Origin of the sequence: Sivoneniella epilithica UHCC 1019 (assembly GCF_040830845.1) — a bacterium.
Taxonomy (GTDB): Bacteria; Cyanobacteriota; Cyanobacteriia; order Leptolyngbyales; family Leptolyngbyaceae; genus ULC077BIN1.
In genome coordinates, this window is the sequence record NZ_JBFPDP010000010.1 from 1 (window position 1) to 21,598 (window position 21,598).

The window sequence follows — 21,598 nt, forward strand, 5'->3', positions numbered from 1 at the left end:
ATGAGGGTCATGGACTGATACTGATATAGGATTTCAGTCCATCCTCACTTTCCTACCCTCACAATAAAACCGCCCTGTCTCCCAGAGCGGGAGAGGGGTTTGGGGTGAGGGTTCTTAGTTGCACATCGCGTTGGCTGACCCCAATCAATCCTGGTCAAACAAATTCCGCATCAGGACTTATATTAAGTAAGGTCTTTGCTGGCATGGCGGGGAAAGGAAAAAATGATTTGGCAACAATGGCGAATGCAAAAATGGCGAGGTTGGCGACTGGCGATCGCGTTTATTGCCGCGATCGTATTAACGAACTGTACCGCAAGCAATCAACCGTCTGCACCCGTTTCCAGTGGAACCGCTGCCTCATCGTCATCCGCTTTAGTCTATGGATCGACTGGGCAGCCCGTCAACTTGGAACCCGGAAATATTACCGACGGCAACTCGGTGATTGTGCAAAACCAAATTTACAATCGCCTGATGGAGTTTAAGCCGGGAACAACCGACTTGGAGCCAGCCTTAGCCACCGAATGGAAAGCCTCTGCCGATGGCAAAACCTGGATATTTAAACTGCAACCAGGGGTCAAGTTTCAAGACGGCACGCCTTTTAATGCGGCGGCAGTTAAGTTTAATATTGAGCGCTGGTGGGATGCCAACCATCCCCAAGGTTACCGTAACGCTGGCAAGATTTATGAAGTATGGTCACAGATATTTGGCGGCTTCAAAGGCTCCCCTGATTCGATTGTGCAATCTGTCACTGTGATCGATGCGGTAACCGTGCAGATTGGACTCAAGCAGCCGTTCGCCGCGTTTCCAAACGCGATCGCGGCGGCTTATTTTGGCATGGTTAGCCCCACTGCCGTTCAAAAAGCGGGGGCAAAGTATGGCACACCGGGTTCTTTGGCAGTGGGAACGGGTCCGTTTGTGTTCAAAGAATGGCGGACGGGCGATCGCATTGTCCTAGAGAAAAACCCGACCTATTGGCGATCGGGGTTTCCCAAGGTGAATCAACTGGTCATCCGCTTTGTTGCCGATCCTGCGGCACGGTTGGCTCAACTGCGCGCCGGACAGATCGATTTCACCGTCGATTTAGCCCCCGATCAAAAGAAAGAAATTGATGCCGATGCAAACTTAACGGCGATCGCCCGTCCCTCGTTTAATGTGGGCTATTTGGCGTTGAATCCCAGCTATAAGCCATTGTCAAACGTGAAAGTGCGCCAAGCGATCGCCCATGCCATCAACCGGTCCGCGATCGTCCAAGCTTTTTGGGGCGACTTGGGCACCCACGACCCTCACTTTCTCCCAGAAACCCTCGCTTGGGCAAACGATGCCTCCCTTGTCGCCTATCCATTTGATCCGCAAAAAGCGAAACAGCTACTCACCGAAGCAGGCTACCCCAACGGGTTCGATCTAGACCTGTGGTATATGCCCGTTTCTCGCCCCTATTTTCCCACGCCTAAACCCATCGCCGAAGCATTCGCCGCCGACCTTAGCGCCGTTGGCATCCGCATTAGTCTCAAAACGCAGGACTGGGCAGCCTACTTAGCCAATCGGCGGAAGCCTCCTGGCTACCAATCTTTCATGTTGGGCTGGACGGCAGATTATGGCGATCCCGATAGCTTTTACTTTCCTCACTACGGTCCCGGTGCCACCACCGATATTGGCAACTGGAAAAATGCCACTGTCTTTCAGCTTTTGAACCAAGGACGAGCCATTCAAACTCAAGCCGAGAGAGCCAAAGTCTATGCTCAAGTGGACACCATTTTGCATCAAGAAGTGTTGCGGTTGCCGATTGTTCACTCTCAGCCATTAGTGGCGCAGCGAAAAGCGATCGCAGGCTGGGTTCCTAGTCCTCTCGGCTCTGAACCGTTTGAATCCATCAGCAAGTAATACAGTAGCAAGTAATACAGTTTTGAGTTTTCAGTTTTCAGTTTTCAGTTTTCAGTTTTGAGTTTTGAGTTTTGAGTTTTGAGTTTTGAGTTTTGAGTTTTGAGTTTTGAGTTTTGAGTTTTGAGTTTTGAATTGGCATAACATGATCGCAATATTTTAATTGTCCAACCGACTACACTTATCCAGCAGCAGAGTTAGTTCCGCTGCCACTTTCTAGGGATTGCGACCCTTGGAATTTGAATCGTGAGTGTTTTAGCCATAACAATCTCTATTTTTACGGCTTACTTTTTAGTGTCCTTCCAGCCTTCATAAACAGCGATCGCGATCCCTCTGCGGTCAATCCATCTACCATCTTGATGGATTGTTGGGATGCAGTTGGTCTGATTGCCACGATAAAGGGTTTGACTGAATATAATCCCAAATCTTTTGAAGTGCTGTCTCATCTCGAATGACGTGTTCATAGTAATTACGTTGCCACAATCGTTTATGAAACGGTTCCCAATTTTGTTGCTTTACACCGATGGTGTATTGATGGGTTGCGATCGATTTGAAGACTCCAATAACATCTCCCAAAGATAATCCCCATTTTGCCTTTGGATCATCTGGTATTGTGTCATCCACCGTTGGAAGGGCACCCACAAGAGGTGCCCCTACAGATTTCATATCCAACGTAGGGGCGGGTCTTGTGCCTGCCCGTTCCCCAGAATTCGCATTATCCACCGTTGGAAGGGCACCCACAAGAGGTGCCCCTACAGATTTCATATCCAACGTAGGGGCAGGTCTTGTGCCTGCCCGTTCTTCAGGGGTGCCTGCCCTTAGTTGGATAATGCCGTGAACATGATTTGGCATTACGACAAAGGCATCTAAACATACATGAGGAAATCGTTGTGGTGAAGATTGCCAAACTTTTTCAACCATCTGTCCAGCGTCATTTAACTGCATTGTTCCATCAGAAATTTCGCCAAACACACAAGCGCGATTTTGGGTGCAAATAGTAATGAAATAAGCTCCAGCGGAGGCGTAATCATATCCTTGGAGCCGAATCGATCGCCGCTGCTTTTCCCGATAATGTTTCATTTCCCCTCGACGATCGCGATCTCCTCTGCCGTCAATTCATACAACTCATACACCAACTGATCAATCTGGCGATCGCTGACATTAATTTGCTTCTGAATCATGCTCTTTTGCGGCGGCGTTTTTGCTTCTGCCAATTGCTGATGCAGTGCTAACATTTGCTCGACTAATTGCACAATGCGATCGTGTTTCGCTTTCTCGGTTGGATTGTTGAAATCAATAACATGAATTGGAATTTTTTCCATGTACTGATAAATTAAGCGATACCGAAATTCGCCTGCACGAGTTCCAAATGGAATAGAAATGCAGCTTATGGCAAACCAAAAAACTTTACTGTTAAGAACTCCAAGTAAATATAGATCGTCAGTTCCCAGACAATAAGCTGTGTTTGCAACGTAAGCACCAGTAGTTTCTAGAAAGAATCTTGGATTCTTAGCGATATCAGGGAAAACTATTTTTGGCTCTTCAAAAATGTTGTAGTAAGCTACATCATCCTGAATTTCATACCATTTATACCTTCCAGGTTTTCGACCTTTCTTTTGCTCATTAGATGTTTTAGGAGTTAATTCTTCTTTCCATTGCGCTAAATGCTCTTCAATTACTGGATACAAATTTATATCAATTCCACGCCGAGTAAAAATCAGCCAACTATCCTGATAATTTACTTCATACCTGCGTATATCTTTACCGCCAATTAAAAGTTTTATAATTTCCGAATTTTTAGAATCTTTTATAATAAACTCGTCTCTTTTTTCTCGCGTTATCACAAATGCTTCATTGAACCCAGTCGTAACTCCTCTAAAGAAACGCCGCTTAACATATTCTCCAAGTTGGGTAGAATTTTTAACGATTTTCTCAATAAGCTTTGTCTTTAAATTATTATCAAGTGACCAAGATATTAAATTGAATTGTGAGGCTTCTACCTCGTATTTCTCCTTTAAATAAAATTCTTTTAGCTTGAGTCCTTGTAAAGAATCCACTTTACATATTGATACTGTCTGAGGTTGACTTTTCTTCCCGAGCAAAGGAATACAAACATAAGTATCTTTGGCATTTGCAAAAACAGCAAGACCACCAAAATCAACGAACTCTAGCACTGACGCATTTTCTTTTAAGTATTTTCGTAGTGGTTCAGCATAAGTTGTCCGTAGAAAACTACTTGATACAATGATACTAAAAAGTCCATTGGGGTTAATTTTGGATAAGCCTTTCTCGATAAAATAAGTATAAAGATCAGCTACTCCATGATAGGTTTTGTACTTTTTCTCAAAATAAGTTTTTAGGTTTGAAAGCGATTCTTGCCTAACATAAGGTGGGTTGCCGATGACGACATCGAAGCCGCCGGATTGCATAATTTCGGGGAAGCCTTCTTCCCAATCAAACACATTAATTCGATAGAGTTCTTCCTCATTTAGCAAATTGATTTGAATATTGTCGTAATAGTCTGAACCGATTAAGGAATTGCCGCATTTGATGTTCTGTTCCAGGTCGGGTAGGGCGCGTTCTTGCAACAGTGAGAGTTGCTTAAATAGCGTTTCTTGCGATTCTCCTTCCAGCACTTTTAGCAGCAGCGAAAGCTTCGTGGTTTCCACCGCTTGCAGGTCAATATCCACACCATGAATGTGGTTCAGCAAAATTCGCTTTTTCTCTGTCGATGTCAACCGCCAATCGCCGCCGCTCCCTTGATAGAGTTGCTTCTTATACTTCGTCGGATTCTCGCCATACTGCTGCAAGTACCAATTCAGCAAAAACTGATACGCCCCAATCAAAAACGAGCCAGAGCCACACGCCGGATCAAGCACCCGAATTTTTTCAGCCTGTTTGGGCGTTTTTCCTGCCAGCGATCGCCCGATCGTGTTCTCCACGATGTAATCGACAATATACGTCGGCGTGTAATAGACTCCACCCGCCTTCCGCACCTCCGGCTTATCCTCAATCACAGCCCTCACCCTAAATCCCTCTCCCCAGGGAGAGGGACTTTCTCCTGCCTCCCCTTCTCCCCAGAGAGAAGAACTTTCTCCTGCCTCCCCTTCTCCCTGGGGAGAAGGGGCTGGGGGATGAGGGTCAACAAGCCGAATCACTTTACCCAAAAACTGCTCATAGACCTGCCCCAAAATCTCGATCGGAATCACCGAAAACTCATAGGGACTATCGGGATAGTAGAAATTTTGGATAATTTGCTGAAGTGGCGCATCGGGAATGGTCAACGTCAGCGTGAACTCATCGGCTTCCAGTCTGCCTTTCTCCGGCTTAAAGTGGAATAGCCCAGAATTGTAGCGATCGTCTGCTTGCCGAAACAGCCCACACAACTGCTGATAAACTTCGCCTTTCTCGGTCAGCGATCGCAACTGTTCATAAGGCTCAATCCCGCGATCTTCACAAATTCGCAAAAAGATCAGCCGATTAATCGTCATCTGCACGGCAAAATTCAATTCCCGCGAGGACAAATTCGGGTTGCTACTCGACAGCGCGATCGCCAACCGTTCCCGCCACGTTTCAATCTCCTTCAAAAACGCTGCATCTACTGTGGTGGTTCCTTTTCGCTGTTTATGCTCATCAGCAAACTGTTCCAACGATCCGGCTAACACCGCTTCCTTTGAGAACAGATCGTAAATTTCATTCCAGCGATCGGCATAGTCGGTGTAGGACAAATAGAGCGATCGCGCGGTTGTCGATTTGTCATTCTTATTCGGCATCACCCGACAGTCATACACCGCAAACTCTTCAAAGTCCGTCAGAATACTCACCGGCAACTTTGCCGACCAGCCATACCGCCGCACCTGAAACGCCGCACTGATGCTATCCGCCAAATTGACCGATGGCTTCTTCGCTTCCACAAAAAACTTGCGGTTACCGCCCACCCGAAAGCAATAATCCGGCGCTTTTGTGGAGCAGCCCACCTTAATTGCATCCTCAAAAATCACTTCTTTGTAGACTTCTGAGGCATTTTGTTCATTCCGCAGATCCCAGCCCAACTCCGCAAAAAACGGATCGATAAAATCCTGGCGAATATGCGCTTCTTTGTAGTCAGGCGATCGATAAACGCTCTCGTTCGCCTGAAACCGTTTCACCAACTCAACGACTTTATTAGGAACTACCACGATCGCGCCTGCTTAACGTTGTTTCGATGATAGGCGATCGCATTGCTGAAACTGGGCTGCGAATGGCTCGGTTTATCGGGCTGGTGTGACTAAATCAGAGGATGCGGTGCAGTAGGCGGGGAGGGATTGGCGCAGGCGATCGCCGTAGAGTGCGAGGGCATTTCCGGCTAGGAGGCGGCTGAGGTAATCGCGATCGTAGTCGCCTTGGGTGGCGGCATCCTGAACACAGTTTTGCAACACACCGTCCCAGTGTCCATAATCGCCAGAGAAGCAAGCAACCCGTTTCCCTACTTCGCCCATGGCTTGAGGAAGATAGGTCGGAGCCGGATCATCAGACTCAAAAGAGACGAAGATTTGTCCCCGCTCGAAATACTCTAATGGGTCGCGATCGCGCAGATCGGCATGTTCATAGAGACTGGCATCCTCAATTTTGGCGGGGTCGCGTTCGGCTGACCACATCAAGTCAAATAGGGTTTTCACCTGGCTGAGGACGTTGGCGCTATTGCGATCGCTGCGCTCTTGCATCATCAAGCGAGTCATCTCCATCATGGAAGGGCGATAAGGATTTTTGGGATCAAAGTCCCGCACACGCTTTTCCCAATGTTCATGCATGGCGTGGGACAGATCGGGTAGCCAGCCACAGCCGCCTTCCAAGAAGCCCACCCGCAGAGTCGGAAATTGTTCAAACGCGCCATCGAATACCATGCGGGTCATGGCGTGTTGCTGTTGGTTGCGCTGCACAAAAATGTGAGTCAGCACAAAGGTTTCCATGTGATCCGCAATGCCGCCCATCATGAAAGAACCGGGCGCGCCGTGAATTCCTAAAGACACGTCTAAATCCACAGCAGCTTGCAAAATTGGGCGAAAGTCAGGATGGCTAATGGCTTTGCAAGTGCGAATTTCGGGGAAAGCTTCTGGGGCGCGGGGATGGGGCACCGGAACGTTTGGCGGTACAGCAACCCCAACCATGCCCAGTTCTTCGACGCAGCGATGCAGTTCTTTGATCGCTTCACCCACATCTTGTAAGGGCAATACCCCAATCGGTTTTAGCCGATCGCCGTAGCCGCGACAATCTTCTGCCATGTAGGTGTTATAGGCTTTGCAAAACGCGATCGCCAAGTCCGTATCTAGCAAACTAGAGAAAATCAGATTGAGGGTGCCATAAATAACATGCACATCCACGCCTTCTCGATCCATATGGTCGATCCGCACCTGGTTAAACATCGCTCCTAGAGTCGTTTCAGGGTGCAATGTGCGAAATCCACCTTTTCCTAATCCGCTGGGCTGGGGGAATAATTGCACTAAATCGTTTTGCCCCGTTTTGGGGTTGAAATCCATAATTTTGATCCGCTGATCGCCTAAACTATCGATGATTAACCCCAAGCGATCGCGATACTGCGGCTCTAGATAATCCAGCATCACTAAGGGATTTTCAATCTTGTGAGCATCGGCATCAATAACCAGTAAACCGTTGTACATAAAGCTCCTTAAAAAGCAAACAACTTAAAAAATAGTTTTGAGTTTTGAGTTCTAAGTTTTTAATTCAAAACTCAAAATTTAGAACTTAAAACTCTTCCCCTCTCGCTTTTCTCCATGCCAAAATTTGGCGTAGTCCAAACCCGTTTTCAAATGACCAGGCTAGGGATGCCAGAATCGTGATTCCGGGATATTTCACAAACGCAGGTTCATTTTTCTCGAAAAAGGCATGACCGCCCAAGGCGAAAACCTGGGTGAACACCAAACAGATTAAGCTGATGCGCCAATCGATGAATAGAAAGATGACGGCAGCGATCGCTAACACATTGGTCAGATGGTGGAGTGCTTGATTAATGGGATTTTGGTGACTGGCGACGAAGTGCGCCTTTGCCTCGTTAAAATACCTCATAGCCTAGACAATGCCTCCATTTCACCTACTAATTTTGGGAAAGAATGTTGGAACGATAGCACAGGCTTTTTAAAGCAACCCTAGAGGCAAGGAAAATCTTTGGAATTGGGTATTGTATAGCAGGCATTAGGGCAGGTTATGGGGCTAAAGAAGTGTGTCTATGTCTACGCCCTATTGCTTGTTCGACCTAATTCTAGGTAGTGCGATCTAGGTAGTGCGATCGTCTCTTGGTTCACCACCATTTCAATTCTAAGTAGCTGCGTTGCGCGTAAGTTTGCTCTTCGTCGGTGAGCCATTCCACCGCTTTATAGGTGCCAAAAACATGATCCCACCAGTCTACGCCTAAGCCAAAGTTGTGATGCCACATGTTGTATTTGTGATGCACATAGTGAACTGGCATTTTCATCCAAAAGCATTTGGTCGGGTTTTCGTGCTGAAGCTGATGGGCATAGGAGGAAAAAGCGGCATACACGACAGCGCCCAAACTCCAGCCAATGCCAGCAGGCAGCGAGACGAAAAACATCGGTATCAATAAAATAACGGTGCCTTTGACGTAATCCAAAAACTCCCATATCACGCCCTGCGCTTCATTGCGGCGATGGTGATCTCGGTGACGTTCTCCCAATTTCAATGGTTTGTGCATCAATCGATGAATCCAATATTCCACCAAACTAGCCAGCACAAAGGCGATCGCAAAACAGCCAATTCCAATACTTACTGGGAGAAATTCAATCATGCCCATTCACATCCTTACATTCACTTCTTCAAAGTATAGGGCGGGTTGAGAGGGGTAAAAAGAAAGAAGGAAGAGGAAAGAAGAAAAAAGAAAGAGGAAAAAGGTGAGAGAGAACTTAAAACTTAAAACTTAAAACTTAAAACTTAAAACTTAAAACTTAAAACTCAAAACTACTTAAGCCGCACTCTTATTGCGAACTTTGGGGTATGGCAGGCGCAGGTTGAGGAGAGGGCTGAGGACGTTGTAATACTGCGATCGCCATCAGCCAGCCAATCACCACGCCTAGCCCACCAAAACGCACAATTTGCCAAAATGGTTTTTCCCAACTGAACAAACGGCTTTCTAGTTTGATCTCTAAGTCATCCAAGCTATTTTGAATATGTTGAAGCTCGGCTTTTAGGGCAGGAGAAGCAGCATGTTGCAGTTGGCGCTTAATTTCCGCTTGACGCTGTTGTAGAGCGGCTTGTGTGGTTTGAGCTTGCTCTACTTGGCTGTAGCGATCTTTGAGTTCTTGCAGCGATCGCTCTATCTCCATGAGTTCTTGCTCAAAATTCAGTTCATCGCTCGATCGCTCTGAACCTAGATCATCTTCATCTGCATTAGAAGCCTTCATAGCCGATTTCCTGCTTCTCTTTTCTCAGACATAGTTTTTCCCAGACATAGTAAAGTGAAGAAACTAGCACTCCTTAAGAATACTGTGAATTATTTATGGTGAACTTCGCATCTCAGGCAATCAGTTCAACAGAAGATTTGGATACGCCCGATTTGAGTCAATGTAGTGCAGAAGAGTTAGCGCAGGCATTGATGACAAAGCTGACGATTACCGATAAAGACTGGCACCGTCTTAAGGCAAACCGAAAAGCCAGAGCCTCTGAGCAAGCGATCGCGGCGCTGGTTTTCTTGCTCAAAAACAAACCGGAAGAAGCCCTACCCCGATTGCAACAAGCTGTGAACTGGCTCGATCGCTCCATTTCTGCGCCACCCTGCGAAACCCACGGCAAATAATGACCAATGGCGATTTTCTTACAATCCATACTTGTCGCCTAACCCTGTTCACCAGAGACTCGTCCCTAATCAGCGTTGCGTTTTGAGCAATTCTTCAGCCTTGCCTGCCCACGTTGCCGCATAGACCCCAATATTTGCAGTTTCTCTAGAGAACTTTGGCACCTTTTTGCCTTCTGGACTAACCCGTTCTGCGGCATTGAGCGCCAAAATTGCGGCTGAACCATCGGGCAGCAGCTTAAACATTGGACCACCGGAAGCTCCAGCCATCATGTCGCAATCGTGGGCGATCGTGCCCAGTTGCGATCCAAAGCCGCGAATGCTGCATCCTTTATGAACTCCAGCCGTTTCAGAGGGTTTCTCTTTGGGAAAATCGCTGGAATAGCCCACCAGAATAATCTCATCCTTAAAGCTGGCTAAATCGGCGAAATCATCCACGACAAACTTCATCCAGCCATAGGTTTCACCCAAGGGACGATCCAATATCAAAAATGCCCAATCGTTGCCGCGATCGCCTCTTGGATCATTTGTTCCTAACACCACCCTGCTAGCCAATGCTTCTGCGGGTGCTTCGCCATTGATTAGGTTAGGGCGAAACCGAATTTTATTCGAGGTAATTTTTTTCGTCACTTCATTTACGATGCAGTGAGCGTTCGTAACGACTAAGCGTTTACCAATTAAAGTTCCTGTGCAAGTCCCCAGCATTTGCTTGTCCTTGAAAGCTTCAATTCGACCGATCGCTGACCAGGGATATTTGGAGGAATTCATCGGAATGCGATCGTCTTTACCAAAAATATTCCGCCTGCCCTCGAATGGAAACCGCGATCGCTCTAATTGTGCGGGTATGAACCCTAGTGTTGTGCGTAACTCTAGCCCTAGTTTGTTCGCGGGAACTGCCGGAGCCGAAGGAGGCATTGCATTAGCCTGAAACAGCAGCGCGGGGGCGGGAACCCAGAAACCTACTAAACCAAGGATCAACTGAATCGACTTGTGCATGGCTAATCTCTTAAGTGGGAGGATAATCAACGATGATTGGATTGTCAATGACTATAAGCTGTTGCCAATCAAGATAAACGGTGCCCAATAGTAAGGAAGGGCAAAACTGCCGCCCTCGCGGATCAAAGAAAGTTGAGCTTGGCGCAAGGCTTCAGCTTTGGTCATCGTTTTTTGGGCAGTGCTGGTTGCCAGAGTGCGATAAAACTCATACATCAACTCACTGGTACTCTTATCATCCACGCTCCAGAGGGAAGCTATTACCGCTTTGGCACCATTGCTCAAAAAATAAGAACTTAGCCCAGAGATTTCTATTCCATCTTGATCCCCGCCCAATGCCGTTTCACAGGCAGACAGCACCACCAGATGGATATTGCTCAAATCTTGCAGGGTTTTGATTTCGGGGATAGTAAGTTTCTCGCCACTGCCCAACACGAGAAAAGAATCTTCTGGGCGACCCGCAACAAACTTGCCGTGAGTGGCAATATGCAAGATTTTGTGCCCTACCAAATTATCTCGCAGCGCCCGAAAGTTAAACGCTTGGTTGAGAAATTTTGTGCCAGAAAAACCATTGTTTGACTGAGCGTTTGATGGAGGCTGGGATTTTTGTTGAATAATTGCGTTGAGTTCCCCCGGCACATTGGGCAACGGAGGGTCATCTTTAAACTCCGATGCACCCAAAGCCAAAATAGAGGTTTGGCTATTGGCGGGCAACCTGTCGCGTAGATCGGTCAACTCAGCAGAAAGAATCGTGGAAACCGCGTAGTTTTCAATCAGAAATTTTTCGCCATCAAACAGCGCACTCATGGGAATGTAGCGGGTGACGCGATCGAGCGAAAACACCAGATTTTGAATCTTGTTTGCTTTCAGTTCCGGTTCCAGCGGTTTGATCAGCCAGTCGTACAGTTGCTTGCCAGTCGTGACAATCGCTTGGCGCGCAGTCGGACTAGGGTCTTGGACCGCTCGGCGAAACTGCACCACGGTTTCCCCTAACTGTTTGCGGGAAACAGGCACCGACACACTTTTGACAATGCCGCCCTTTGCCGCCCACAGCAGCCAAATCTTGTCTTCCAGCACAAAGGGATAAATCAACACCGTGCCCGGTTGCGATTCCACAATGTCCTTTGCTTTAGCTGACAGGTTGCGCGGATCGAGCAGGGCATCATCGACAGATTTACGTCGGCGGATTTCTTTCTCAAAGCTGGAAACCGTCTGGTTGTATTGCTGCGTTAGGGCTTGCTGTTGGTCGTTGAGTTGGCTAAGTTGGGCACAGCGGCTTTGTTTGCAGGCATCCACCTTTTGTCCAAAAGCGATCAGGCTACCGTGTTCTTTGAGGATTTTGGCTTCACTCGCAGTCGTGGTAATCCCAGCAGAGGTTGTCGTTCTTGCCTCGCGGGTAAATTCACGAATCTCCTGGATTTTCAGCAGTTCCAACACCTGTTGCGCTTCCAGAATTCGCCCCTGCGCTAAAAGCAAATCTGCTAAAGCGCGATAGGTGCCAGAAACTGATTGAGCATAGGATTCTTGCAACTCACGGGAAAGAGTGCGGAGTGGCTGCCGAATGGTTTCTCGTACATTGACGGATTGTTTGTAGAAGGCGATCGCCAGTTCCGGCTGCTGTTTGACAACCAAGTTGCCCAGGTTGTTCAAGACATTTCCTTCGCCTGCACGGTCTTTAATTTCCCGTGCGATGGCTAAACTTTGTTGGTGAAACTTGATCGCTTTGCCATATTCACCGAGAGTTTGGTAGGCACTGCCCAAGTTGCTCAGAGATGTTCCTTCTCCCAGTCGATCTTTGATTTCCCGCGCGACGGCTAAACTTTGTTGGTGGAACTCGATCGCTTTGCCATAGTTGCTGAGGGAAGCGTAAGCAAGTCCCAAATTGCCCAAGGTTTGTCCTTCTCCCAGTCGGTCTTTAATTTCCTGAAAGATCACTAAACTTTGTTGGTAAAACTCGATCGCTTTGCCATAGTTGCTAAGGGAAGCGTAAGCGTTGCCCAAATTGCCCAGAGATGTTCCTTCTCCCAGTCGGTCTTTGACTTCTCGTGCGATGGCTAAGCGTTGTTGGTGAAACGAGATCGCTTTGCCATAGTTGCCGAGAGTTTGGTAAGCACCGCCCAAATTGCCCAGAGATGTTCCTTCTCCCTGTCGGTTTTTGATTTCCCGCGCGATGGCTAAACTTTGTTGGTGAAACTCGATCGCTCTACCATAGTTGCCAAGAGATTGGTAAGCAATTCCTAGATTGCCCAGGGTTTGTCCTTCTCCCAGTCGGTCTTTGATTTCTCGTGTGATGGCTAACCGTTGTTGATGAAACTCAATCGCTTTGCCATAGTTGCCGAGAAATTGATAAGCAAGTCCCAAGTTGCCCAGGGCTGCTCCTTCTCCCGGTCGGTTTTTGATTTCCCGATATAGAAGGAGTGCCTGCTGCCAAGATTGCAGCGCGGCGGTAAACTGGCTAATTTGATATTGCTGAACTCCCTGCTGAAAGAGGCGATTAGCTTCCGTTTTTTGGTCTGCTGTCGTCTGCGCTTGGACAACAGCGGGGGGTAGAAAATCGGGAGTGGGGAGTAGGGGAAAGCCAGCGGTCAGCAGGAGCGTCACAGCCGCAAGGCGAAGAGTCTGAATCGGTTGCATGAGTTTTTTTGCAGTGAAAGTATTGACTGCAAATCTATCATCCTCTCACCCAAAAATTATGCAGCCGCACTGAGATACGCCACTGCACGTTGTCAGAAAATTACTCCGGTAGCCGGATAAATCCCATCCCAACTTGAATAAAATGCTCATCTTGAGTCAGCACATATTGAATGTTCTGCTGCTGCATAATGACCATTGAGGTTAAGTCTGTAAAGGAAATCAAAGGCTTGTCTTGAAACTGTTTTCTTAGCTCCCAAGCCATCACGAAGCTGTCAGGCGTAACATAGCTGATTTGCACTTGTCCCAACTCTGCCGCTCTTAAAATACCTTCCACAAAACGAACAGCTTCCTGAAAAACTTCACTAAACCTTAAACTCCGTAAAGTTCTGCCTCAATCTCGCGATCGCTAAGAGGGTCTCCCGATAGCACCCCTGCCACCGACAATAGAGGTTCCTCGTTGGTCAACCCTACTTGCCTCCCTGTTTTTCGCCAAGTTAGAAATTCTACAAAATCTAGAACTTCATTAAGGGTGGGATCAGGCAAATGTTCTAGCTTTTCAACAATCTGGCTGACTAAGGAATTTGTCATTTTCACAGTTCGAGCAACCATTAGGACACAAACTATTGTCAGTTTAGCTTAAACATTTTCTACAAGAAATCCTATCAGATAGGAGTTGACTGACAATTTATCACCCCCTCACCCGCAAATTATGCAGGATTTCACAAAGATCTCCGACTTCTACGGCACAGCACAGACAACTTCAGGCGAGGTCAAGAAGTCGGAGATCTGGATGTCGTTATGCCGCCTTAGTGGAAGGACTGTTTTCTGTAAAGTTCCTTGCTGCTTCGGCTTCCATCTCCGCCAAGGTTGCCGCCAATGCCAACTGACGCGCAATATTGGCACAATAAAAAGTCGATCGCGTTACTCTGGTTAAGATTGGGAAAAAGCATGAGTGAGGCATGATGCTTAAAAGTTATGAGGCAATTTTGGAGAATGGGCAGATGATCTGGGTTGCAGACCAGCCAAACGTAGAGTCTGCGCGGGTCATTGTGACTATTTTAGAAGCAGAAGCACCCCGATCACAGCGACGAACCGCCGCACCCGCGATCGCGGGACAGGGCAGAACAGTAGGCGATTTAGTCAGCCCCATTGTGGATGAACAAGACTGGGAATGTCTCAAATAATTATCCTGGATACCCATATTTGGGTTTGGTTTCTGACTCAGGAATTTGAGCGATTCCCTGCACATTGGCGAGATGAGATCGAGACTGCTGACCAAGTAGGAATATCACCCATTTCTTGTTTTGAAGTAGCGATGGCGTATCAGCGTGGGCGCTTAGAACTTTCTTGTGAAGTCGATCTTTGGCTTCAGGAAGCGCTAGCGCCATCAGGGATTTCATTATTTCCGATCACGGCTGAGATTGCTTACCGAGCGGTAGACTTATCGCCTATCCATCGAGATCCCTTTGATCGTTTGATTATCGCTACGGCAATTAACGCCAATGCTAAACTTGCAAGCATTGATAGTATGTTCTCTCGATACTCTGAACTAAATTCAATTTTGATGGATTAGCCTTATGCTCATAGTGATCGCTTTTCGCTTTTCGATCTGGGGCAGTTTGGGCAGCACCAGGAAGTAGAGAATTGGGACTGGGAAGTAGGGGAAAGCCAGCGGTCAGCGGGAGGTCATAGCCATGAGGCGGAGTGACTAGGCGGGTTGCATAGAGATATGTATTGAGCCAAGCCGCGATCGCTACAATGAGAGTGTCTCTTCACCAATCAACTGTCATGATTGCCGTCCCCCAGCCCCATAAAATGACTGCTGACGCTTACCTCACTTGGGAAGCTCAACAAGAAACTCGCCACGAATACCTGGATGGAGAAATCCTTGCCATGACTGGCGGTACTTTATCTCATAATCAACTGGCATTAAATCTATACAGTTCACTGCGCCCCCAACTCCAACCAAAAGGCTGTCGCGCCTTCGTTGCAGATGCCAAAGTTAACGTTACCAAGATCAATGCCTACTTTTACCCTGATCTGGTGGTGAGTTGCCATCCTGAAGACCTCGCTGCCCAAGATGCCATCACTCATCCCACGCTGATTGTTGAGGTTCTCTCTCCTAGCACCCGCGACTATGATCGGGGCGATAAGTTTAAGTCTTATCATGCTTTATCTAGCCTGCAAGAATATGTTCTGATTGATACTACACAAGTTGCGATCGAGTACTTTCGGTGGGGCGAAGGACGGATGTGGCTTCATACGTTCTATGAGGCAGGTGAAACGATCGCGCTACACAGTTTAGGGATTGAGGTTGCAGTGGATGTGATCTATGAAGAAGTGCGCCTTAATTTCGATCGCCCGACTGAAGCTGAAAATTAGTGCCTAGCCGATTTTTCCCCTAGTCCCGATTAACCGAACTGAGACGGGCGGTAATTACATCAGGGAAATGATTAACAAGCTTTTTACATTTCGTTACAGTAAGAGCATGAAGAAAAAAACAATCCTATTTAATCTAGATTGCTCAACCTACACAAGAGGTCGTGGCTATGAATAACAACATTCGTGTTGGCAATTTGTTTGGAATTCCCTTTTACGTCAATCCCTCGTGGTTTTTGGTATTGGGATTGGTCACCCTTAGCTATGGCACTGGGTTAGCGGCGCAGTTTCCCATGTTGCCTGCTGGCACTTCTTGGGGACTGGGTTTAGTCACAGCCCTACTATTGTTTGGCTCCGTCTTAGCTCATGAGTTGGGACATAGCTTTGTGGCATTGAAGCAAGGAATTGGCGTGAAATCGATCACCCTCTTCCTATTTGGCGGCTTAGCGAGTTTAGAGAAGGAATCGGAAACCCCTGGAGATGCCTTTTGGGTGGCGATCGCGGGTCCATTGATTAGCTTGTTGATTGCCGGTTCTGTAACCCTAATTGCAGCGTTTACTGGAATTTCTGGTCCACTTGCGGCAATTCTCGGCGTGTTGGCTTCTGTGAATATGGCGCTGGCGCTGTTTAACCTGATTCCTGGCTTGCCGTTGGATGGTGGCAATATCTTAAAAGCATTGGTTTGGAAGATTACGGGCAATCCCTACAAAGGCATGAAGTTCGCGGGTCGTGTGGGTCAAGTATTTGGCTGGCTGGCGATCGCATCCGGTATTCTGCCGCTGGTGCTGTTTGGGGCTGGAATCAACTTTTGGAATGTGCTAATTGGCTGGTTCTTGTTGCAAAACGCGGGTCAAGCTGCCCAGTATGGCACGGTGCAAGACAAGCTAGCAGGTCTGACCGCAGCCGATGCGGTGATTGCAGACAGTCCGGTTGTGGCGCAATCATTGAGCCTGCGAGAGTTTGCTGATCAGCGAATTTTGGACACAAAGAACTGGCGTAAATTCTTGGTTACTGATGACGGTGGACAATTGATCGGCGCGATCGCGATAGAAGATCTAAAAACGATTCCTAGTGCGCTTTGGGCAGAAACCATCGTGCAAACGCTAGTGACTCCAATTGAACCATCGTTAACGGTAGTCGGCGATCGCCCTTTATCAGAAGTCGTGCAACTGCTGGAAGAGCGCAAGCTAACGGCTTTGTCAGTGGTTCAATCTAACGGAATGTTAGTCGGTCTACTAGAAAAAACCGCCATCATCGACTTGCTGAAAAATCGCGTTGAAGCCACTCCTGCATAAATAACGCACGTTTATCAATAAGTAGCCAAAGGGATGAAGGATTTGATCTTCGTCCCTTTATCTTTGATCAAGCTTTGGTAATACCGTTGTGAGTTTTGAGTTTTGAATTGTAAAGGCTTTACGGCGTTGCTGAATCTAGATATGAAATTCGTAGGGGCAATCCCTTGTGGTTGCCCTTATCCCAGCAAAGGTAGGCACAAGGCGCTACCCCTACCAATGAAAATCATGTCTACATTCAGCAATGCCAGCTTTACTCAGCCATGGTCTCAATCTGAAATCTGGCACATGCTCTATTCAAATTGGTCTGAAATATCTAGTGTGAAATATTCTTCTCGAACTTTTTTCCTCCCCCTTATGATTCCTCACACTTCTCACTATTGGCTGAAAAATGCTCATGTACCTGCTTCCTTGATGTTGCAAAGCCGCGATCGCCCCTCTTCGCTAGCAGTACAGGATCAGTTGCGGCTAGTCGATGTCGAAATTATGAATGGCGCGATCGCCCGCATCATCCCGGTTAGAACACTGACTGCTTTTGATCATCCGGTTGTTGATCTACAAGGTGGCATGGTGTTTCCCTGCTTTGTGGATATGCACACCCATCTCGATAAAGGTCATCTGTGGGAACGGGCACCGAATTTGACCGGCACTTTTGCCGATGGGCTAGAAACGATTCGCCAAGATGCTGAACAGTGGAACATCGAGGATGTTTATCGCCGCATGGAGTTTGGCGTAAAGTGCAGCTATGCCCATGGAACGAAGGCAATTCGCACTCATCTTGATTCGGGTGGCGCGTTGGCAGAGGTGACGTTAGAGGCATTTCGAGTCTTGCGCGATCGCTGGGCAGATCGAGTGATTTTACAAGCCGTTTGTTTGGTGTCATTAGAGGATTTCTTAACGCCTCAAGGTGAAAAACTGGCGGATCAAATCGCAGAAATGGGCGGCGTTTTAGGCGGTTTTGCCTCCATGAATCCAGAGATTGAACACCAAATTGATCGCACCTTAGCGATCGCCCAAGATCGCACCTTGGATCTCGATCTACATGTGGATGAAAACAATAATCCCAATTCTATCTGTCTCAAAATTGTGGCGGAAACGGCTTTGCGGCAGCAGCTTCAGCAGCAAATTGTCTGCGGTCACTGTTGTAGTCTTGCGGTGCAGCCTGCTGAAGAATCCACAAAAACGATCGCTCTTGTCAAACAGGCAAACATTGGCATTGTCAGTTTGCCAATGTGCAATTTATACCTACAAGATCGACAACCCGGAAAAACTCCTCACTGGCGCGGTATCACCTTGCTACACGAGTTGAAACAGGCAGGCGTTCCAGTGGCGATCGCAAGCGATAATTGTCGCGATCCATTCCATTCATTTGGCGACCATGATGCCTTAGAAGTTTTCTCCCTATCTGCCAAAATTGCTCATCTTGATCGTCCTTATGAGGATTGGTGCCGCGCCATTACGTCTACTCCTGCCGATTTGATGGGGCTGCCCACTGTTGGGCGTATTGATGTTGGCTTAACCGCCGATCTCGTTCTCTTCAAAGCACGGCGTTACAGTGAATTGCTATCGCGATCGCAACATGATCGAGTGGTGTTGAGAAACGGGATTGCGATCGATACAACTTTGCCAAACTATGCTGAGTTAGATGATTTGCAAACTGGTCATCATTGAGCGGCATAATTGAGCTTAAGAGAGATCAACAAATCCATCAGATATGACTAAGATGAGAAAGGTTTTTATTGTAATTTTGCCTAATGACTTCTACTAATTTTTCTTTAGACCCTGAAATCAACCATTTACGCGAGGTTCGTCAAGGTTTTCTGCGGCTTCATAAAGCATTGCTGGATGCAGAGCGAGAAACCTATGAACAGCATTTTGGCAAAATTCAAACCAATGGCGAGTTTTTTCAATTAGTCATTAGTCATGAATGGTTCGATTGGTTGCGTCCGATGTCTCAATTTATTGTGCAGGTTGATGAATTGTTGGATGACAAAGCCGCGATCGCGGCTAGTCAAATTCAGGATCTTTTGCAACAAGCGAAAACCTTACTAAAAGCTTCTGAGGACGGTACTCTTTCTGAACAGCGCTATGATCAGGCGATCCAACGTAGTCCCGATATCGCTTTTATGCACGCAGTTTTATTGAATACTCTTAAGTGAATCTTAAAAGAATTTTTTAGCGTTGCTTAAAGTTTCTCAATTAAGCTTACTCGCTATGTTTAAAAGAAGTTTCCTTTTCTGTTGATGGCATGTTTTTATTGATTGTTAAATAAAACCGTTGTGGATTGTCTATCAGATTTCTATTGATTCAATCATTTACTGTAACCAGTGAATTAAAACCGCGATCGCTAGCCAAATTAAAAAGCATTGTCGCGTGAGGCGAAGTGCGGTAAAAATGTGGTCTGGCGCGATCGCTTGGGTTGCATTCCCCAACAACGGCTTGTGTTTTGCAACGCCCCGATACCAGTTGGTTCCGCCGACTTGTACGCCTAATGTCGCTGCATAGGCAGCCTCGCTCCAGCCAGAGTTGGGGCTAAGATCTTGAGGGGCATCACGCCAGCAAACATACCAAACATGGCAGGGATTGCCAGACAGAATGGAGAGCGTCAATACGACTAGCCGACAGGGTAACCAAGTTAAAACATCATCCAATTTGGCACTAAACCAGCCCAAGTGAGTATAAGGCGGTTCGCGATAGCCGACCATTGAATCTAGGGTGCTAGCGGCTTTATATCCCAGCGCGAGGGGAAGACTGCCGATCGCGGGCATTAGTGATCCGGCGATCGCATAAAACAACGGAGCCATCACGCCATCTGTTGCATTTTCGGTCACGGTTTCCAACATAGCCCGTAGAATTTCAGCCTCGGATAAGTTTTCGGTATCTCGTCCCACATAGCGGCTTAATCGCGATCGCGCCTGCTGCAAATCCCCTGATTGCAATGACTGTAGGACTTCATTTGCGGCATCTCGCAAACTGCGTCCGGCAAAACAGCTTGCTAGCAAAATTCCCTCTGTTGCCAAACTAATGAATGGGTGAATCTGCTTTGCCCCAAAAACAATCAACCATCCGATTAAGCCACTTCCTAGAACTAGCCCCAACCCCAGACCCACGCCAGCCAATCGGAGCGCGATCGCAGAATTGAAGGCTTTAAAAGCAAGTTGGGTATACTGAGTAATCAGCCAGCCCATTCCCTGAACCGGATGCCACCAATTCCACGGATCGCCGATTCTGTAGTCTAAAAGTGCTGCCAAAAGTAGAACTAATTCTTCGCGGTATGCCACTATGCCTTGCCCATATGGGGTTTTAGCAACGGATGAATCGGTTAAGCCACAAAAATCCTTGAGAAATAAGGACTATGTTGTCTTGACCTTTCCTCATATTGCTAGATGAGATTAGACGACGAAGCTAGAAGCCTGCCCTTGAGAGGCTTGCCAACTGCGAGCATCGTAATATAAATCTTCTAGAGAAATGCTGTAAAGGGCTTCTTTAAGCTTATGGTGCAGACGGTTCCAGAGGGTGAAGGTGACCCAATCTTCAGCATGGGCATCGTTGGGATGATGGCGCGGTAAGGGATCAACGCTTTCCCCTACGGCTTCTAATATTTGCCCTAGCGAAATTTGGGCGGGAGGACGAGCAAGCTGATAGCCGCCCTGTGATCCCCGCAGCGATCGCACTAAACCCGCCCGTCGCATTTCAATCAACAGCTTTTCGAGATAGGGCGCAGGCAAATCTTGCCGTTGGGCGATCGCATTGACAGAGGTGGGACCAAACTTGGGCTGAAAACTCAAATCTAGCAGCGCTTTAACGCTGTAGTGTCCACGGGTAGTTAATTTCATTAGGTGAAGCGCGAATGCAGAAAGCTACTCCTGCTGATTGATCTATCAGAATAGCTTAAGCCTAAATCGTGATTCCCAAAGGGAGTCCTGCGGCAAGCTTCGCTAACGCTTCGCGAATCGCCCAACGTGGGTCAGCACTTTAGTGGCGCATATGCATTAACTCTTGAAGCGATGCTAAAAGATTTACTTTCGCTAGCATAATTTGCTGATTAGAGTTGAGGATAAACGTCCAAGACACATTCACCGTAAACCAAGGCGTTTGCACTCTGCCAGCGACCAAAAATTCAGCGTCGTCACTGTCCAAAACCTTGTGCCCTTGTTGGGGTAGCAAGACAAAGCCCTTTGCTTCTTGGTGTAGGTAAGCCGCGATCGCCTCCGAGCCGATTATCATTGCCTCGAATGGGGGCTGCAACATGCCCTCTAACGCAAAAAGTTGACTGGTCTGCTCAAAGCTTCCGGCATTGAGCGTCTCAAAATAGTGAAAAATAGTGGGTTCATCAATCCCCTCAATGGTCTTATTGTCAAGGGTTATAGCTGCCTTAGAAAAAGTTTTTGGAAGAGTATTTTTCATCCGCGTTGCCCCAAACAAAAAAGTGAACGATAAACTCGTATTCACTAGCGTAAATAGGAACGTAACTGAAATTACATGTCTTTAGATTGATATCGTGAGACTGAAATTACATGTCTTTAGATTAATATCGTGAGATAGATATTGTGAGCAAAAAATCTGGGCGTTGCTGATTGCAAGTATGATTTTTGACTGTAGGGGTAGGTCTTGTGCCTAC

At 47.3% G+C, this 21,598-nt stretch carries 22 protein-coding genes; 8 read left to right on the top strand and 14 right to left on the bottom strand.

Annotation, left to right across the window (positions count from 1 at the left end; genetic code table 11):
* The first annotated feature begins 222 nt into the window (after window positions 1-222).
* Window positions 223-1,881 (top strand): ABC transporter substrate-binding protein, encoded by a 1,659-nt coding sequence (locus AB3R30_RS08420; RefSeq protein ID WP_458648725.1) that lies wholly within the window; start codon window positions 223-225, stop codon window positions 1,879-1,881.
* A gap of 345 nt (window positions 1,882-2,226) precedes the next feature.
* Here AB3R30_RS08420 and AB3R30_RS08425 read toward each other — a convergent pair whose 3' ends face one another.
* The 6 genes from AB3R30_RS08425 to AB3R30_RS08450 form a co-directional block, all read right to left on the bottom strand.
* Window positions 2,227-2,958, bottom strand: coding sequence for a transposase (locus AB3R30_RS08425; RefSeq protein ID WP_458648726.1), 732 nt, complete (start codon window positions 2,956-2,958; stop codon window positions 2,227-2,229).
* Window positions 2,955-6,056: an Eco57I restriction-modification methylase domain-containing protein gene (locus tag AB3R30_RS08430; RefSeq protein WP_458648727.1), complete on the bottom strand. Its 3,102-nt coding sequence runs from the start codon at window positions 6,054-6,056 to the stop codon at window positions 2,955-2,957. The genes AB3R30_RS08425 and AB3R30_RS08430 overlap by 4 nt, the downstream gene beginning before the upstream one ends.
* A gap of 72 nt (window positions 6,057-6,128) precedes the next feature.
* Window positions 6,129-7,535 (bottom strand): amidohydrolase family protein, encoded by a 1,407-nt coding sequence (locus AB3R30_RS08435; protein ID WP_458648728.1) that lies wholly within the window; start codon window positions 7,533-7,535, stop codon window positions 6,129-6,131.
* Window positions 7,536-7,620: 85 nt separating this feature from the next.
* The gene (locus AB3R30_RS08440; protein WP_458648729.1) at window positions 7,621-7,941 is read right to left on the bottom strand and encodes an Mpo1-like protein; all 321 of its coding nucleotides are present in this window, start codon (window positions 7,939-7,941) and stop codon (window positions 7,621-7,623) included.
* Between the two features lie 232 nt (window positions 7,942-8,173).
* On the bottom strand, window positions 8,174-8,677 hold the full coding sequence (locus tag AB3R30_RS08445; protein WP_458648730.1) for a sterol desaturase family protein: 504 nt from the start codon (window positions 8,675-8,677) through the stop codon (window positions 8,174-8,176).
* 187 nt (window positions 8,678-8,864) lie between these two features.
* Window positions 8,865-9,290 carry a sll0565 family protein gene (locus AB3R30_RS08450; RefSeq protein WP_458648731.1) on the bottom strand — a complete coding sequence of 142 codons (426 nt, stop codon included), beginning with the start codon at window positions 9,288-9,290 and terminating at the stop codon, window positions 8,865-8,867.
* Window positions 9,291-9,385: 95 nt separating this feature from the next.
* Here AB3R30_RS08450 and AB3R30_RS08455 point away from each other — a divergent pair, with 95 nt between their 5' ends.
* A complete protein-coding gene (locus tag AB3R30_RS08455) occupies window positions 9,386-9,682 on the top strand; it encodes a DUF6439 family protein (protein WP_458648732.1) in 297 nt (98 codons plus the stop codon).
* A gap of 69 nt (window positions 9,683-9,751) precedes the next feature.
* Here AB3R30_RS08455 and AB3R30_RS08460 read toward each other — a convergent pair whose 3' ends face one another.
* From AB3R30_RS08460 to AB3R30_RS08480, 5 genes are all read right to left on the bottom strand, one after another.
* Window positions 9,752-10,675, bottom strand: coding sequence for a trypsin-like serine peptidase (locus AB3R30_RS08460; protein WP_458648733.1), 924 nt, complete (start codon window positions 10,673-10,675; stop codon window positions 9,752-9,754).
* A 51-nt stretch (window positions 10,676-10,726) separates the two neighbouring features.
* On the bottom strand, window positions 10,727-13,306 hold the full coding sequence (locus AB3R30_RS08465; RefSeq protein ID WP_458648734.1) for a CHAT domain-containing protein: 2,580 nt from the start codon (window positions 13,304-13,306) through the stop codon (window positions 10,727-10,729).
* A gap of 100 nt (window positions 13,307-13,406) precedes the next feature.
* Window positions 13,407-13,640 (bottom strand): type II toxin-antitoxin system VapC family toxin, encoded by a 234-nt coding sequence (locus AB3R30_RS08470; protein WP_458648735.1) that lies wholly within the window; start codon window positions 13,638-13,640, stop codon window positions 13,407-13,409.
* Between the two features lie 35 nt (window positions 13,641-13,675).
* Window positions 13,676-13,894: a DUF2281 domain-containing protein gene (locus AB3R30_RS08475; RefSeq protein WP_458648736.1), complete on the bottom strand. Its 219-nt coding sequence runs from the start codon at window positions 13,892-13,894 to the stop codon at window positions 13,676-13,678.
* A gap of 208 nt (window positions 13,895-14,102) precedes the next feature.
* Window positions 14,103-14,267, bottom strand: coding sequence for a hypothetical protein (locus tag AB3R30_RS08480; RefSeq protein ID WP_458648737.1), 165 nt, complete (start codon window positions 14,265-14,267; stop codon window positions 14,103-14,105).
* Between AB3R30_RS08480 and AB3R30_RS08485 the strand changes: the two genes are divergently transcribed.
* The 6 genes from AB3R30_RS08485 to AB3R30_RS08510 all read left to right on the top strand — a co-directional run bounded on the left by AB3R30_RS08485 (window position 14,266) and on the right by AB3R30_RS08510 (window position 19,136).
* On the top strand, window positions 14,266-14,490 hold the full coding sequence (locus tag AB3R30_RS08485) for a hypothetical protein (RefSeq protein ID WP_458648738.1): 225 nt from the start codon (window positions 14,266-14,268) through the stop codon (window positions 14,488-14,490). The two genes, AB3R30_RS08480 and AB3R30_RS08485, sit on opposite strands and share 2 nt — an antisense overlap.
* Entirely contained in the window at window positions 14,478-14,879 is a 402-nt protein-coding gene (locus AB3R30_RS08490) for a type II toxin-antitoxin system VapC family toxin (protein ID WP_458648739.1), read from the top strand. The genes AB3R30_RS08485 and AB3R30_RS08490 overlap by 13 nt, the downstream gene beginning before the upstream one ends.
* Before the next feature lie 215 nt (window positions 14,880-15,094).
* Window positions 15,095-15,688: a Uma2 family endonuclease gene (locus AB3R30_RS08495; protein WP_458648740.1), complete on the top strand. Its 594-nt coding sequence runs from the start codon at window positions 15,095-15,097 to the stop codon at window positions 15,686-15,688.
* 167 nt (window positions 15,689-15,855) lie between these two features.
* On the top strand, window positions 15,856-16,980 hold the full coding sequence (locus AB3R30_RS08500; protein WP_458648741.1) for a site-2 protease family protein: 1,125 nt from the start codon (window positions 15,856-15,858) through the stop codon (window positions 16,978-16,980).
* 354 nt (window positions 16,981-17,334) lie between these two features.
* The gene (locus tag AB3R30_RS08505; protein ID WP_458648742.1) at window positions 17,335-18,648 is read left to right on the top strand and encodes a cytosine deaminase; all 1,314 of its coding nucleotides are present in this window, start codon (window positions 17,335-17,337) and stop codon (window positions 18,646-18,648) included.
* Window positions 18,649-18,731: 83 nt separating this feature from the next.
* A complete protein-coding gene (locus AB3R30_RS08510; protein ID WP_458648743.1) occupies window positions 18,732-19,136 on the top strand; it encodes a hypothetical protein in 405 nt (134 codons plus the stop codon).
* Window positions 19,137-19,292: 156 nt separating this feature from the next.
* Here AB3R30_RS08510 and cbiB read toward each other — a convergent pair whose 3' ends face one another.
* The 3 genes from cbiB to AB3R30_RS08525 form a co-directional block, all read right to left on the bottom strand.
* A complete protein-coding gene (cbiB, locus tag AB3R30_RS08515) occupies window positions 19,293-20,258 on the bottom strand; it encodes an adenosylcobinamide-phosphate synthase CbiB (RefSeq protein WP_458648744.1) in 966 nt (321 codons plus the stop codon).
* 111 nt (window positions 20,259-20,369) lie between these two features.
* A complete protein-coding gene (locus AB3R30_RS08520) occupies window positions 20,370-20,813 on the bottom strand; it encodes an Rrf2 family transcriptional regulator (RefSeq protein ID WP_458648745.1) in 444 nt (147 codons plus the stop codon).
* 139 nt (window positions 20,814-20,952) lie between these two features.
* Complete coding sequence (locus tag AB3R30_RS08525) at window positions 20,953-21,384, bottom strand: nuclear transport factor 2 family protein (RefSeq protein WP_458648746.1); 432 nt, start codon at window positions 21,382-21,384, stop codon at window positions 20,953-20,955.
* Window positions 21,385-21,598 lie beyond the last annotated feature (214 nt).